Annotated in this window: 11 protein-coding genes and 2 pseudogenes; 11 read left to right on the plus strand and 2 right to left on the minus strand. The window is 61.5% G+C overall.

The window, feature by feature from the left end:
• Positions 1 to 85 precede the first annotated feature (85 nt).
• A pseudogene (locus AC07VY_RS21395) lies at positions 86 to 522 on the plus strand (oxidoreductase dimerization domain-containing protein); the annotation flags it as partial.
• A 207-nt stretch (positions 523 to 729) separates the two neighbouring features.
• Positions 730 to 891 (plus strand): annotated as a pseudogene (locus AC07VY_RS21400) (transposase); the annotation flags it as partial.
• Between the two features lie 455 nt (positions 892 to 1,346).
• Here AC07VY_RS21400 and AC07VY_RS21405 read toward each other — a convergent pair.
• Positions 1,347 to 1,556, minus strand: a complete 210-nt coding sequence (locus tag AC07VY_RS21405) for a hypothetical protein (protein ID WP_495099247.1) — start codon at positions 1,554 to 1,556, stop codon at positions 1,347 to 1,349.
• Positions 1,557 to 1,767: 211 nt separating this feature from the next.
• Between AC07VY_RS21405 and AC07VY_RS21410 the strand changes: the two genes are divergently transcribed.
• The 9 genes from AC07VY_RS21410 (at position 1,768) to rsmH (ending at position 12,086) form a co-directional block, all read left to right on the plus strand.
• Positions 1,768 to 2,763 (plus strand): ABC transporter substrate-binding protein, encoded by a 996-nt coding sequence (locus AC07VY_RS21410; protein ID WP_495099268.1) that lies wholly within the window; start codon positions 1,768 to 1,770, stop codon positions 2,761 to 2,763.
• 1 nt (position 2,764) lies between these two features.
• Positions 2,765 to 3,574, plus strand: a complete 810-nt coding sequence (locus tag AC07VY_RS21415) for an ABC transporter ATP-binding protein (protein WP_495099246.1) — start codon at positions 2,765 to 2,767, stop codon at positions 3,572 to 3,574.
• Positions 3,575 to 3,590: 16 nt separating this feature from the next.
• Complete coding sequence (locus AC07VY_RS21420) at positions 3,591 to 4,418, plus strand: ABC transporter permease (protein WP_495099245.1); 828 nt, start codon at positions 3,591 to 3,593, stop codon at positions 4,416 to 4,418.
• A gap of 271 nt (positions 4,419 to 4,689) precedes the next feature.
• Positions 4,690 to 6,030 (plus strand): glutamine synthetase family protein, encoded by a 1,341-nt coding sequence (locus tag AC07VY_RS21425; RefSeq protein ID WP_495099244.1) that lies wholly within the window; start codon positions 4,690 to 4,692, stop codon positions 6,028 to 6,030.
• A 47-nt stretch (positions 6,031 to 6,077) separates the two neighbouring features.
• The gene (locus AC07VY_RS21430) at positions 6,078 to 7,445 is read left to right on the plus strand and encodes an aspartate aminotransferase family protein (protein ID WP_495099243.1); all 1,368 of its coding nucleotides are present in this window, start codon (positions 6,078 to 6,080) and stop codon (positions 7,443 to 7,445) included.
• Positions 7,426 to 8,247, plus strand: a complete 822-nt coding sequence (locus tag AC07VY_RS21435) for an SDR family NAD(P)-dependent oxidoreductase (RefSeq protein WP_495099242.1) — start codon at positions 7,426 to 7,428, stop codon at positions 8,245 to 8,247. Before AC07VY_RS21430 ends, AC07VY_RS21435 begins: the two co-directional genes overlap by 20 nt.
• A 210-nt stretch (positions 8,248 to 8,457) precedes the next feature.
• Positions 8,458 to 9,144 (plus strand): GntR family transcriptional regulator, encoded by a 687-nt coding sequence (locus AC07VY_RS21440; RefSeq protein ID WP_495099241.1) that lies wholly within the window; start codon positions 8,458 to 8,460, stop codon positions 9,142 to 9,144.
• A gap of 366 nt (positions 9,145 to 9,510) precedes the next feature.
• Positions 9,511 to 10,932: an aspartate kinase gene (locus AC07VY_RS21445; RefSeq protein WP_495099240.1), complete on the plus strand. Its 1,422-nt coding sequence runs from the start codon at positions 9,511 to 9,513 to the stop codon at positions 10,930 to 10,932.
• Positions 10,933 to 11,027: 95 nt separating this feature from the next.
• Positions 11,028 to 12,086 (plus strand): 16S rRNA (cytosine(1402)-N(4))-methyltransferase RsmH, encoded by a 1,059-nt coding sequence (gene rsmH, locus AC07VY_RS21450; RefSeq protein ID WP_495099239.1) that lies wholly within the window; start codon positions 11,028 to 11,030, stop codon positions 12,084 to 12,086.
• Between the two features lie 138 nt (positions 12,087 to 12,224).
• On the opposite strand, the gene AC07VY_RS21455 is transcribed toward rsmH, so the two are convergent.
• Positions 12,225 to 13,565: an MFS transporter gene (locus AC07VY_RS21455; RefSeq protein ID WP_495099238.1), complete on the minus strand. Its 1,341-nt coding sequence runs from the start codon at positions 13,563 to 13,565 to the stop codon at positions 12,225 to 12,227.
• Positions 13,566 to 13,718 lie beyond the last annotated feature (153 nt).

Here is a 13,718-nt window from a genome sequence, read left to right on the forward strand (position 1 = left end):
TTCCTGTTTCGCGTTGTTTTTCTAGCGACTCTGCCTGACGGGGGCTTCTTATTGTCGCTGTCAATAAGGCCGGCGTAACTGCTAGCAGGGTAACAAGGAGATGGCCGCTGCCTTCAACGCCCGCGTCATTCCCAGCGTGGCCTACACCGACCCCGAAGTGGCCTGGGTCGGCCTCACCGAAGACTCTGGCCTTGTGCGCAAGGCATCAAGGTCAAGAAGGGCCTGTTCCCCTGGAATGCCTCCGGCCGCGCCATCGCCAATGGCCGCTTTGATGCCGTCACCAAGCTGCTGTTCGATGACTCCCCCGAGGCCCACGGCCACGGCAAGATCCTCGGCGGCGGCATGGTCGGCACCCACGCCGGCGACATGATCGGCGAAATCGCCCTGGCGATCGAAATGGGCGCAGACGCAGTGGACATCGGCAAGACCATCCACCCGCATCCCACGCTGGGCGAGAGCATCGGCATGGCGGCGGAGATTGCCCACGGCAGTTGCACGGATGTGCCGCCGGCGCGCAAGTAAGTTGCTAGCCTGAGATTGCTACTGATTCAGTAGCTGGCCGCGCAGATCCCAATTGGGCTGCGCGGCTTTTTTTACTTTGGATTGATTGTGTGGGCAAGACTACCTTTTTGCCTTCTCCGGCAAAGGCCATGGCGTCTGCCCTTCGTGCGATGCCCGTCGCATGGCAGAGGCTGCAGCTGGCCACTGCCCTCCGATAGGTGCAGCGGTGAACTGGTGCTCATGCCGCTTGAGTTGCTCGACTGCATCGCCCAATCGGTGCCTCCACCACGCACGCACCGGCATCGGTACTGCGGCGTGCTGGCACCGAATTCGCTATGGTGGGCGGCGGTGACGGCCATGGCGAAGGTGGCGCTATCAGGGCCTGTGACGTCAGCGTAAGTGGACGGGAGCCACCCTATGCAGCGTTTGAGGCTGGCGCACCCAAGAGGCTCGTTGTTGATCTGCACGGACTGGTTGCACCTGCAGCCCGACTTGAGCAGAACAAAAAAATCCCGGGCCTGAGGTCCGGCATTTTTGTTTCTGGGCCGTGTTAGCAGGTGGCTCGGGCAGCCGGTGTGCAAAACCGCTTCTGATCGGCCGGGCACATCTGGAGGAGACGCTCCTCGCATAACTTGTCGGGCGGCTGATTGCACCAACCGTTGCTCGCGCAATTGGCGCAGGAAGAACCTGGCTCTTGTAATTTCACCAAGCGGGCGAGGTGCGTGGTGATGTGCGGGAAGGATTGTCCAAGGATCATGGTGACGACTCCGATCGGGAGCCTCTAGATTACGCATCCACACGGGCCAGGATATTGATATAGATCAGCGATGCTGCAGGGCCCACGCTCATTTGCCAGTCCATGCGGACAAGGTCATGTCAACCACATCCCAGCGCACATTGCCCGAATTGACCTGGCGCCGCAGTGCGTCCAGACCTCCCGCGTACTCCTCCATCCGCTCCAGTGCCTGCTTGATGATCGGACCTTCGTTCAGATCGGCCGTCGCAAACCACTTGTTCCTCGCCTTACTCGCGCACGCAGCGCAGTACCTGGACATAGTGCGCGCAGCACTTCGCGATCGCGCCCGGTTGCAGCATTCAACACAATGATTTTGATAGCTTATCCCCCTTGATGAGCAAGGACTGAGGGCTATTTAGCAAGTTGTATGATGATGTGAGAGCTGCCATCCACGAAGCCGCCTGTTGATTTACACCCTTGGAGACAAAAGCATGCAAAGACGCGAACTGATCGCTGGTGCCCTTGGCGGTATGGCCACGGCTGCCGTACCCCAGTGGGCCTCTGCACAAGCCCTGGAGAAGCCCGCTGTGACGCTGGCTGTGGGGGGCAAGAACCTCTTTTACTACCTGCCACTGACCATTGCGGAGCAGCGCGGCTACTTCAAGGCAGAGGGGCTGGATGTGACCATCGTGGACTTTGCCGGTGGCTCCAAAGCGCTGCAGGCGGTGGTTGGCGGTAGTGCCGATGTGGTGTCAGGTGCGTTCGAGCACACGATTGTCATGCAGGCCAAGGGCCAGCCCATGCGTGCCTTTGTGCTGCAAGGCTTGGCACCGCAGATCGTGCTGGGTATCAACCCCAAAACCATGCCTAACTTCAAGTCGGTGGCCGACCTCAAGGGCAAGAAAATCGGCGTGACGGCGCCGGGCAGCTCCACCAATATCATGGTCAACTATGTGCTGGCCAAGGCGGGCTTGAAACCCGGCGACGTGAGCTTTATCGGTGTGGGTGCAGGCAGTGGTGCGGTGGCTGCCATGCGGTCGGGGCAAATCGACGCGGTGAGCAACCTGGACCCGGTCATCACCCTGCTGCTGCGCTCGGGCGACCTGAAGATCGTGACTGATACACGTAACGTTGCCGAGGCAGAAAAAGTCTTCGCGGGCCCCATGCCAGCCGGTTGCTTGTATGCACCGCAAAGCTTTCTGGACAAGAACCCCAATACTGTGCAGGCCTTGACCAATGCCATGGTGCGGGCCGACAAGTGGATTCGCAGTGCGAGCGCAGGTGAGATCATCAAGGTCGTGCCTGAAAGCTATCTGCTGGGTGATCGGGCGGTCTATATCGATGGCTTCCTGGCCGCACAAAACGCGCTGTCACCCGACGGCATGATCCCGCCCAAGGGGGCCGAGACCGCCTACAAGGCAATGGTCAGCGTGGATGAAAAACTGGGCAGCGCCAAGATGGACCTGAACGCCATCTACACCAATGAGTTCGTCAAAAAGGCCAATGCCAAATACCCCAAAGGCTGACATGGCAGCTGCGCTTGAACTGCAGGGTGTGGCCTGCACATTCACGGACCGCAACAACCCGGCTCAACGCTACACCGCCGTGCAGGACGTGACGCTGTCGGTGGGCGCGGGTGAATTTGTCAGCGTGGTTGGCCCGACCGGCTGCGGCAAAAGTACTCTGCTGAATGTAGGGGCCGGCTTGCTGCCACCGAGCGCCGGTGCGGTAAAGGTGTTTGGCGAACCACTGAATGGGCTGAACCGGCGTGCTGGCTATATGTTTCAGGCCGAGAGCCTGATGCCGTGGCGTACCGCGCTGGGCAATGTGACGGCTGGGCTGGAGTTCCACGGCGTGCCGCAAGGCCAGGCGCGCGCGCAAGCTGAAGAATGGCTGCGCCGCGTGGGCCTGGGCCGTTTTGGCGACCGCTATCCGCACCAACTGAGCGGTGGCATGCGCAAGCGCGTGAGCCTGGCGCAGACCCTGGTACTCGACCCCGACATCATTCTGATGGACGAGCCTTTTTCCGCGCTGGATATCCAGACGCGCCAGCTCATGGAAAACGAGCTGCTGGCGCTGTGGCAATCCAAAAAGAAGGCAGTGCTGTTCATCACCCACGATCTGGACGAGGCTATCGCCATGAGCGACCGGGTGGTGGTGTTGAGCGCCGGTCCCGGTAGCCACCCGATTGGCGACTTTGTGATTGACATCGAGCGACCGCGCGACGTGGCCGAGGTCAAGATGACGCCCCGCTTCATCGAGCTGCACCAGGCCATCTGGGCCGTGTTGCGCGAAGAGGTGCTCAAGGGCTACCAACAACAACTTACGGCGGCATAAAGCACGCATACAGCACATGTGGACATGGTTGAAGCCGCGCCGCGGCAATTTGTGGATCTGGCAGCTGGTGCTCCTGGTGCTGCTATTGGTGTTTTGGTTTGTGATGACGGCGCCGGGGCTGATCCCGCCAATGATGTTCAACAGCGAGAGCCAGGCGGCGTTCTTCTTTGGCGAGCCACTGCAGGTGGGCAAGCGCATATGGGCCTGGTTTGTGGTGGATGCCGATATTTACAAGCACCTTGGCATTACCCTGGCCGAGACGCTGATGGCATTTGCCATTGGCTCCGGCCTAGGCCTGGCGGGCGGCTTGTGGCTGGCGCTGGCGCCCATGGCATCGGCGATTTTGGAGCCCTATATTAAGGCCATGAATGCCATGCCGCGCATCATCTTGGCGCCGATTTTCTCGGTGTGGTTTGGCCTGGGCATGGGCTCCAAGGTGGCCCTGGGTGTCACGCTGGTGTTTTTCATTGTGTTTTTCAATGTCTACCAGGGTGTGAAGGAGGTCAGCCATGTGGTGCTGGCCAATGCGCGCATGCTGGGGGCCGACCGGCGTCAGCTGTTGCGCCATGTGTACCTGCCCAGCGCCACCAGCTGGGTATTCAGCTCGCTGCACACCTCGGTTGGCCTGGCGTTTGTGGGCGCGGTGGTGGGCGAATATCTGGGCTCCAGCGCAGGTGTGGGCTACCTGATCTTGCAGGCCGAGGGCAGCTTTGACATCAACACTGTGATGGCCGGCATTGTGGTATTGACGGTTTTTGCTCTGGCATTGGACAGCCTGGTGGGCCGAATTGAGTCCCGGCTGATGAAGTGGCAGCCCAAGACCGGCGAGACCGAGAAGCTCTGAGCTTCAGAAGACTCTGCGGGCCGGCATAACTGGGGCCATCGTTGCTTTTGGTAGCGCATCGGAGTTGTCAGCAGTGGGCTTCCCCAGTGGGCGTGGCGATGTGCGTTGTGTGACGTGCTGGCATCCAGGAGTGTGGTGGGGGTGGCCTGCATTTTTAATTTGAGATCACATTATCCGCCTTAAATTTGATTTATTGAGTTTTTTGTTAATTTGTGATCACAAATTTGACTTTCGAAGTAAGATGGCTGTATCTCCATGAACAGATACGGCCATGTCGACTACCTCGCCTATTGAAGATTTTTTGATCACGCACCGCATCCACGAGGTGGAGTGTGTGATCCCCGATATGACCGGGATTGCCCGCGGCAAGATCCTGCCGCGCGACTTGTTTCTGGCTGCGGGTGAGATGCGCTTGCCCAAGAGCGTGCTGCTCAACACCGTGAATGGCCAGCAACCCGACAACGGCCCATTTGTGGGCGACACCGACCCGGACATGGTCTGCATCCCCGATGCCAGCACCGTGCGTATCGTGCCCTGGGCCGCCGAGCCCGTGGCGGTGGTTATTCACGACTGCCAAGAATGGGACGGCAGTACCGTCGAGATATCCCCGCGCGGCGTGCTGCGTCGGGTGCTCAAGCAATACGAAGAGCGCGGCTGGAGCCCGGTGGTTGCACCCGAAATGGAGTTCTATCTGGTCGCACGTCAGCAGAACCCCCATGAGCCGCTGCAGCCACCCTTGGGCCGCACCGGCAAGCCCGAGGCTGGTCGCCAAAGCTACTCCATTGATGCGGTCAACGACTTCGACCCTTTCTTTATGGAGCTCTCCAACTTCTGTGAGCAGCACCGGCTCGGCGTGGAGACACTGATCCATGAGGCCGGCCCTGGCCAGATGGAAATCAATTTCAGCCATGGCAATGCGTTGGACTTGGCAGACCGCGTATTCCTTTTCAAGCGCACCGTACGCGAAACGGCCCTGCGCCACGGCATTTTTGCCACCTTCATGGCCAAGCCCATGGAACAAGAGCCGGGTAGCGCCATGCACATTCACCAAAGTATCTTGGACAAGGATGGCAACAACCTGTTTAGTCTGCCCGATGGTTCTGCCAGTTCCTACTTTGCCCAATGCATTGCAGGCCTGCAGACCTACATTCCCAAGCTCATGCCGATGTTTGCACCCTATGTGAACTCTTATCGCCGCCTTTCACCCTTCATGTCGGCGCCCATCAATGTGCGCTGGGGCCACGACAACCGCACCTGCGGCATCCGCGTGCCCAACTCCAGCCCCGCCAACCGCCGGGTGGAAAACCGGGTGCCCGGCGTGGACGTGAATCCCTACCTGGCCATGGCCGCCACCCTGGCCTGCGGTTTGCTGGGCATGACCGAGGGCCTGACGCCCAGCGCGCCTACCACCGACAGCGCCTGGAACGTCAACCATGAGCTGCCACGCCACCTGGAAGACGCCATTGAATCCATGCGCGCCAGCGCACCACTGCGTGAGGTGCTGGGCACCGGATTTGTCGATGCCTTCTGCGCTGTCAAAGAGCTGGAATATGCCACTTACAACCGCGTGATCAGCTCGTGGGAACGCGAGCACTTGCTCTTGCTGGTGTGAGTTCGCACGTCTCCTTTATCTGATTTTTCTGACTCTTGCACTCCGCTATGACTGTCACTTACAAAACCCTGGACCCCCAACGTCTGAACGACGTGCGTGCGCGGGAACGCGCCCACTATGCAGCGAGCAACCCTGCCTCCCGCGCGTTGGCTGACCGCGCCAAAGACCACTTGATGTTCGGTGTGCCCATGCACTGGATGAACGACTGGTCCACACCTTATCCGATGCATGTGGCCGAAGCGCGCGGCGCGCGCCTCACCGATGTGGATGGCCACCACTATGTGGACTTCTGCCTGGGCGACACCGGCACCATGTTCGGCCATAGCCCCGCCCCTGTGGCTCGCGCAGTAGCGGCGCAGGCCGCACGCGGCATCACCACCATGCTGCCGAGTGAAGACGGCGTGTGGGTATCCGAAGAGCTGGCACGCCGCTTTGGCATGCCAGTGTGGCAGTTTGCGCTGTCAGCGTCGGACGCCAACCGTTTTGCCATCCGCTGGGCGCGAGCGCTCACTGGACGCACGCAGATACTGATCTTCAATGGCTGCTACCACGGCACCGTCGACGATGTGTTCGTGGACCTGGTGGACGGCCTGCCGCACACCCGTGACAGCCTGCTGGGCCAGGTGGTGGACATCACCCGCACCACGCGCAGCGTGGAGTTCAACGACTTGGCTGCGCTGGAAGCTGCCCTGGCCGATAGCCAAGTGGCCTGTCTGCTGGCCGAGCCCGCCATGACCAATATTGGCATGGTGCTGCCCGAGCCCGGCTTCTGGGAGGCCGCCCAAGCCCTGTGCCGCCGCTACGGCACCTTGCTGCTGATCGACGAAACCCACACTATCAGCTCCGGCCCCGGTGGCTACACCCGTGCGCACGGCCTGCAACCCGACTTGTTCGTGGTGGGCAAGCCTGTGGCAGGCGGTGTGCCCTGTGCGGTCTACGGCTTCAGCGCAGAAACCGCTGCGCGCGCCGAAGCGGCCAAGCGCAACGCTCCTCCCGGGCACAGTGGCATTGGCACTACGTTGACTGCCAACTTGCTGACCATGGCGGCGATGCGCGCCAACCTTTCGGAAGTGATGACTGATGCGGCTTACGCACATATGTTTGGCCTGGCCGAACGTCTGGCGGATGGCTTGCGTGGGGTTATTGCCCGTCACGGTCTGGGCTGGTGCGTAACGCAAGTCGGCGCGCGCACTGAATTCCAGTTCACCCCCACGCCACCGCGCAACGGTAGTGAGGCCGACGCCATTTTGGACCCGGCACTGGAACAAAACATCCACCTCTACCTGCTCAACCGCGGCCTGATCATCACGCCTTTTCACAACATGATGCTGGTGTGCCCTGACACCACCGCAGTCGACGTGGATCGACTGGTGGCTGCCGTGGACGGCTTTATCCGTGAAACCATTGCCGGTTGAGCCGCAGCGCTCGCACACCGCGCACCCGCTGTTCTCCTTGCATGGGCAGGTGGCCCTGGTCACTGGCGCCGGGGCCGAGCGGGGCATTGGCCTGGCCACAGCTCGGCTGCTGGCCGAGCTGGGCGCGCGCGTGGCCATTGCGGCCACCGGCCCGCGCATCCACATCCGTGCGGCCGAACTCTGTGCCGCAGGCCATACCGCACGCGGCTACCAAGCCGACCTGACCGACCGTGCTGCTACAGCCGCGCTGGTGGCCGCTGTAGAGGCTGACTTTGGCCGGATCGACATCCTGGTCAATAACGCTGGCATGGCCATGGAGGGTTCGGCCGAGCGCTTTGCCGCGTTCGCTGACACCGCCCTGAGCGACTGGGACCTGGATCTGGAGCGCAACCTGGGCACCTGTGTGAATGTCACTCGTGCCTGCCTGCCCGGTATGGTGGCCCGTCGCCACGGGCGCATCATCAATGTCAGCTCTGTCACCGGGCCCTTGGTGGGCAACCCGGGCGAGGCTGCTTACTGCGCCGCCAAGGCCGCCATGGTGGGCATGGGTCGCGCCATCGCGCTAGAGGTGGCGCAGCACGGTATCACCATCAACAACCTGGCCCCTGGCTGGGTGGCTACTGGTTCACAAACCGAGGCGGAAGCCTTGGCGTCCCGCTATACACCCATGGGCCGGGCGGGCAGCGCCACTGAAATGGCCTGCATGGTGGCGTTTCTGGCCAGCCCGGGCGCCAGCTATATCACCGGCCAAATGATGGTGGTGGATGGCGGCAACTGTCTGCAAGAACGCAAAGGCCCTTGACGGTGGTGTGCGCCGGTCCACGTCTCATCCAGACCCCATTCCCACCGCGCACCCGCTGGCGAGCAATGGCTTAGCAGGGCGTCAGCCTGACTTGCCGCCCTGCAAGAAGCGGCGCATTAAATGGCTTTCTAGCTAGGCGCTGCCGCCGCAGTGGCCCTAGCCCATATGATGCTGGACTTTGGCCTGAGCGCAGGCTATCAACCTAGCACCATGAGCGTTACGGACCTACTCGCCACCACTACCCCGGCCACCAGCACCCACCAGGATCAGATCTACAGCACCTTGCGCCAGTGGATCACGGTGGGGCGCTTTTTGCCGGGTGAGAGGCTGAAGATCCGCACCGTGGCAGCAGACATGGGCGTGGGCCAGATGCCGGTGCGCGCGGCGTTGCAACGTCTCTCTGCAGAGGGGGCCTTGGTCAATATTCCCAACGCCGGTGTGGCGGTGCCGCGCCTGTCGATGCCGGAGTTCGACGACCTGCTGCAAATGCGCATGCTGCTTGAAGGGGAGGCTGCCGAGCGCGGCTGCCTGCGCCTGGAGCCCGCGCAGGTGGCGCAGATGCAGCGCTGGAGCGAGGAGATGGATGCAGCGCTGCAAGCTGGCGACTCCAAGCGTTACCTGGACATCAACGAAAATTTTCACGTGCTGTTGTACAAGGCGGCGGGCTCGCCACTGCTTTTTCAGCTGATAGACATTTTGTGGCTGCGTGCGGGGCCCATTTCCAACCGCCTGTTCGACACACCCGAGGCCAGCGCGGTGCTCAATGACGCCCATGACGACCTGGTGCGCGCCCTGGCACAACGCGACAGCAGCGCCGTGCGCCGAGCTATCGAGCGCGATATTTTTGTCGCAGGCCAGTTTTTGCGCACCAGCTGCATGGACAAAAAGCGCCAGTGAGTACAAGCCACGCAGGCAGTCGGCATCAAAGGTATCTTCACCCGCTCCCAAGCGGGGCGAGAGCATCGGCACGGCGGCAGACGTGGTGCATGGCAGGCGCAGGGATGCACTGCCCAGCAAGAAGCAAGTGTCTCAATTGCTATTGATTCAATAGCTGGTCGTGCAGGTTTTGCAAGCGCTGTTCTGGAATAAGGCCGGCTAAATAGCTTGAAAACTCCGGCTTGGCGGTGAAGTTTGCGCATGGCTGGCAGCTGCCGCAACGGAGGCTGCCCCAAAGTGGTGGAAAATAGCGGGTTTGCTGCCCTTGGCTCCCTCGGCAGAAACCCCGCCCAGTTTTTCGACCTTTTTGCTCCTTTCAGCTTCTCCATGCACGACGTAAATTCTTCCAAAATCTCTGTCGAGAAGATCGGCGGTACTTCCATGACCGCTTTTGGCGATGTGCTGCGCCACATCGTGCTGCACGACCCCAAGCGCATTTACGGCCGCATTTACGTGGTGTCGGCCTATTCGGGCGTGACCAACCAGCTGCTGGAACACAAGAAGACCGGCGAACGCGGTATCTACGCCCTGTTTGCCGAGAGCAAGGGCTACCAGGATGCACTGACAGGCCTGGCCGTTAGCCTGAAGAAGATCAACGCCGGTTACGCCGATATCGGCCTGCCGTTGGCGGTGGCCGATGCCTTCATCGACAAGCGCATTGCCCAGGCCCGCGAATACCTGGGGGCCATGCAGCATGTGCTGGCCAGCGGCTACCTCAGCCGCCACGACGTGCTATTGGCCGCGCGTGAAGTGCTGGCCTCTATCGGTGAATCGCACAGCGCGTTCAACTCGGTGGAGATTCTCAAGGCCAATGGCGTGAAGGCCGTGCTGATGGACCTGGCCGGCTTTGACGACAACGAAGCCTGGACCATCGACGAGCGCATTGCCAACAGCTTCAAAGACCTGGACCTGGTCAACAACGTGATCGTGGCGACCGGCTACACCAAGGGCACGGAAGGCATCATGCGCGAGTTTGACCGCGGCTATTCCGAAGTCACGTTCAGCAAGATTGCCGTGGAAGTGCGTCCTGCCGAGGCGGTGATCCACAAGGAATTCCACCTGTCGTCCGCCGACCCCAACCTCGTGGGTCTGGAAAACGCCATTGTGGTGGGCGCCACCAATTACGACGTGGCCGACCAACTGGCCGATGTGGGCATGGAAGCCATCCACCCCAAGGCGTCCAAACCCATGGAGTTGGCGGGCATCCCTATCCGCTTGAAGAACACGTTTGAGCCGGACCACCCCGGTACGCTGATCACCAAGGACTTTGTGGGCGAGCGTGCCCGCGTGGAAATTGTCACCGGCACGGACAAGGTCACGCTGATCGAAATCCACGACCCCAGCATGGTGGGCACCGTGGGCTTTGATGCCAGCCTGATGCAGGTGTTCTGCAAGCACGACATCAGCTACATCCTCAAGGCGACCAATGCCAACTCGATTGCCCACCTGGTGTGGGACAACCAGGTGTCGGCCGAACTCCTGGCTGAGCTGGAGGAGCTGTACCAGGTGGTGACGGTCAAGCCCAGCGCCATCGTGTGCACCATAGGTTCCAACATCGGCATTCCGGGCGTGCTGGCCAAGGCTGCGCAGGCTCTGGCAGATGCCCAGGTCAACGTGAACTGCGTGTCGCAAACCCTGCGCCAGGTGAATATGCAGTTTGTGATTGAGCGCGAGGACTACAAAACGGCCATCAAGTCGCTGAATATGGCGCTGTGCGTCAACTCCGGCACGCCGGTGCCACGCGTTTGATTGCTGCTTAAAACGCTACAAATTCAGTAGCTGGCCGCGCAGATCCTACGGGTGGCGCGGCTTTTTTTTGCCTTCCCTGGGGCGCATAATGGCCGATGACCGACGCCACCCCTCCCCACAAGCGCCGCGTACGTTACGCCGGCACCCATCCTCGCCAGTTCGAAGAAAAGTACAAAGAGCTGGACCCCACGCGCCATGCGGACGAGGTGGACAAGGTCATGCAGCGCGGGCAAACGCCTGCGGGCATGCACCGCTCGATTTGCGTCGACGAAATCCTTGCCATCTTGAAGCCCGTGCCGGGCGAAACCGGTGTGGACCTGACCTTGGGCTTTGGCGGCCACACGCTGGCCATGCTGCCGCTGGTGCAGCCCGGCGGGCGCATGTTCGGCATGGATGTGGACCCGATCGAGCTGCCCCGCACGACTGCGCGGCTGCGCGCAGCGGGCTTTGGCGAAGAGGCGCTGACCGTGCACCGCGCCAACTTCAGTGAATTGGTGACGCTGCTGCCGCAGGCGGGCGGTGGCTTCGACTTTGCACTGGCAGACCTGGGCGTGTCGTCCATGCAGATCGACAACCCGGCACGGGGCTTCAGCTTTCGTGCTGATGGTCCACTGGATTTACGCCTGGACCCGAGTAGCGGTCAGTCGGCCAGCGAGCTGCTGCTATGCGTAACCCGGCACCGGTTGCGCGATTTGTTGACCGACAACTCCGACGAGCCCTTTGCCCAGCCCTTGGCGGCGGCCCTGCAGGGCCAGTTTCTGGAAACCACGGTGCAGCTGGCCGACCTAGTGCGCGCCACCATGGAACTGGCCTACAAGCGCAGCATGCCGGCAGAGGAGCGTCTGGCCGAGACCAAGAAGGTGCTGCAGCGCACGTTCCAGGCGCTGCGCATCGAGGTGAATGACGAGTTTGGTGTGCTGGACAAGATGCTGCTGAACTTGCCCGGCTGCCTGAAACCGGGTGGGCGCGTGGCGATTCTGAGCTTTCACTCCGGGGAAGACCGGCGCGTGAAGAAGTGCTTTCAAACCGGCGAGCGCAACGGCACCTTCAGCAGTGTGGCCGCCGATCCGATCCGGGCCTCATTTGAGGAGCAGCGCAGCAACCCGCGCTCCACGTCCGCCAAGCTGCGTTGGGCGGTGCGGGCACCGCACTGAATGCAAACCGGGTGCTTGCATATGATGCTACTGATTTTGTAGCTGGTGCCGCATATTCTGTGTGCGTTGCAGCGCTTTTTAAACAAAAAAATACCCGGGTTATCAGGCCCGGGTATGTGTTCCGTATGCGTGTTCCGCTTACGGCGTGGGGGCGACGGCTGCGCTCATGTCCATATCGCGGGTTTCACGCGACAGGTACAGCGCCAGCATGGTGATGGCGCCGTTGCCAGCCATGTACAGGCCCACGCCCATCAGGCCGTAGTTTTTGTTTAGCTCCATGGCCACCAGGGTGGGGATGGAGGCTCCCACGATGGAAGACAGGTTGTACGCCAGCGAAGCGCCCGAGTAGCGCACTTCGGTGGGGAACAGCTCAGGCAGCAGGGCGGCCATGGGGCCGAAGGTCATGCCCATCAGCGCCATACCCACCACCAGGAACGCCGCCACGGATTGCACGCTGCCCTGGTTCAGGAAGGTTGGCATCAGCAGGCCCAGCACCACGATGCCCGTCGTGACCTTGAGCAGCCAACTGCGGCGGCCCAGCTTGTCGGCCCACACGCCGCCCAGCGTCGTGAAGATGCCAAACACCACCGCGCCCACCAGCAGCAGGCCGGTGAAGGTGTTGGGCGGAATGCCCAGGCCCATCGCATGGCCCGCGGGCGAGAGTGCCGCCGGGCTCTTGGAGTAGACCTGTACAAAAGCCGTCATCAGATAGAACAGCACATAGGTGGTGGACATGCAGAAAATACCGCGCAGCAAAGCGCCGCCATGGTGCTTGAACACGGCGCTCACAGGGGCTTGCAGCTTGCGGCCTTCGCGTTCCACCTTTTGGAAGGCTGCGCTTTCGTGCAGGTTCAGCCGCACATACAAGCCCACGGCCACCAGCACGAAGGACATCAGGAAGGGAATGCGCCAAGCCCAGGCGACCATGGTTTCCGTGCCCAGGAAGTAGGTCACCAGAAAGAACACGCCGTTGGCCACAAATAAGCCAATCGGCGCACCCAACTGGGGAAAGCTGCCAAACAGGCCGCGTTTGCCCTTGGGCGCGTTTTCAGTGGCGACCAGTGCCGCGCCACCCCATTCGCCGCCCAGGCCAATGCCCTGGCCGATGCGGCATACGCACAGCAGCACAGGCGCCCACAGTCCGATGCTGTCGTAGGTAGGCAGCAAGCCAATGGCTACGGTGGACAGGCCCATGGTCAGCAGCGAAGCCACCAGCGTGGTCTTGCGGCCGATGCGGTCGCCAAAGTGGCCAAACAGGGCCGAGCCGATGGGGCGGGCCAGAAAGGCCAGCGCCAGGGTGGACAAAGACAGCAGGGTGGCGGCCGATGGGTCGCCCTTGGGGAAGAACTGGCTGTTGAACACCAGCACCGCAGCAGCGGCGTAGATGTAGTAGTCGTAAAACTCGATCGCGGTGCCCACCAGGGACGCGATGGCTACTTTGCCGGGCGAATTGCCCTGCGCAGCAGTAGATGCAGACATGGAAAACCTTTCAGAACATGCTTCTAGACGTGTGCCTGCGGACCTCCGTATGAGGGCAGTGCACTGGGGCGGAAATCGGTGGGTGGTTTTCTGCCTGCCAGGCTGGGGGATAAACCAGTTGGCATGCCAGGGTGGCCAGAGCCGGTGTAGGGC

This window comes from Rhodoferax sp. GW821-FHT02C08, assembly GCF_059421805.1.

Bases quoted from the DNA above. Each gene is read 5' to 3' on its own strand.
- AC07VY_RS21420 (WP_495099245.1), top strand. From the start codon at position 3,591: ATGTGGACATGGTTGAAGCCGCGCCGCGGCAATTTGTGGATCTGGCAG.
- AC07VY_RS21415 (WP_495099246.1), top strand. From the start codon at position 2,765: ATGGCAGCTGCGCTTGAACTGCAGGGTGTGGCCTGCACATTCACGGAC.
- AC07VY_RS21455 (WP_495099238.1), bottom strand. From the start codon at position 13,565: ATGTCTGCATCTACTGCTGCGCAGGGCAATTCGCCCGGCAAAGTAGCC.
- AC07VY_RS21425 (WP_495099244.1), top strand. From the start codon at position 4,690: ATGTCGACTACCTCGCCTATTGAAGATTTTTTGATCACGCACCGCATC.
- AC07VY_RS21430 (WP_495099243.1), top strand. From the start codon at position 6,078: ATGACTGTCACTTACAAAACCCTGGACCCCCAACGTCTGAACGACGTG.
- rsmH (WP_495099239.1), top strand. From the start codon at position 11,028: ATGACCGACGCCACCCCTCCCCACAAGCGCCGCGTACGTTACGCCGGC.
- AC07VY_RS21445 (WP_495099240.1), top strand. From the start codon at position 9,511: ATGCACGACGTAAATTCTTCCAAAATCTCTGTCGAGAAGATCGGCGGT.
- AC07VY_RS21440 (WP_495099241.1), top strand. From the start codon at position 8,458: ATGAGCGTTACGGACCTACTCGCCACCACTACCCCGGCCACCAGCACC.
- AC07VY_RS21410 (WP_495099268.1), top strand. From the start codon at position 1,768: ATGGCCACGGCTGCCGTACCCCAGTGGGCCTCTGCACAAGCCCTGGAG.
- AC07VY_RS21405 (WP_495099247.1), bottom strand. From the start codon at position 1,556: ATGTCCAGGTACTGCGCTGCGTGCGCGAGTAAGGCGAGGAACAAGTGG.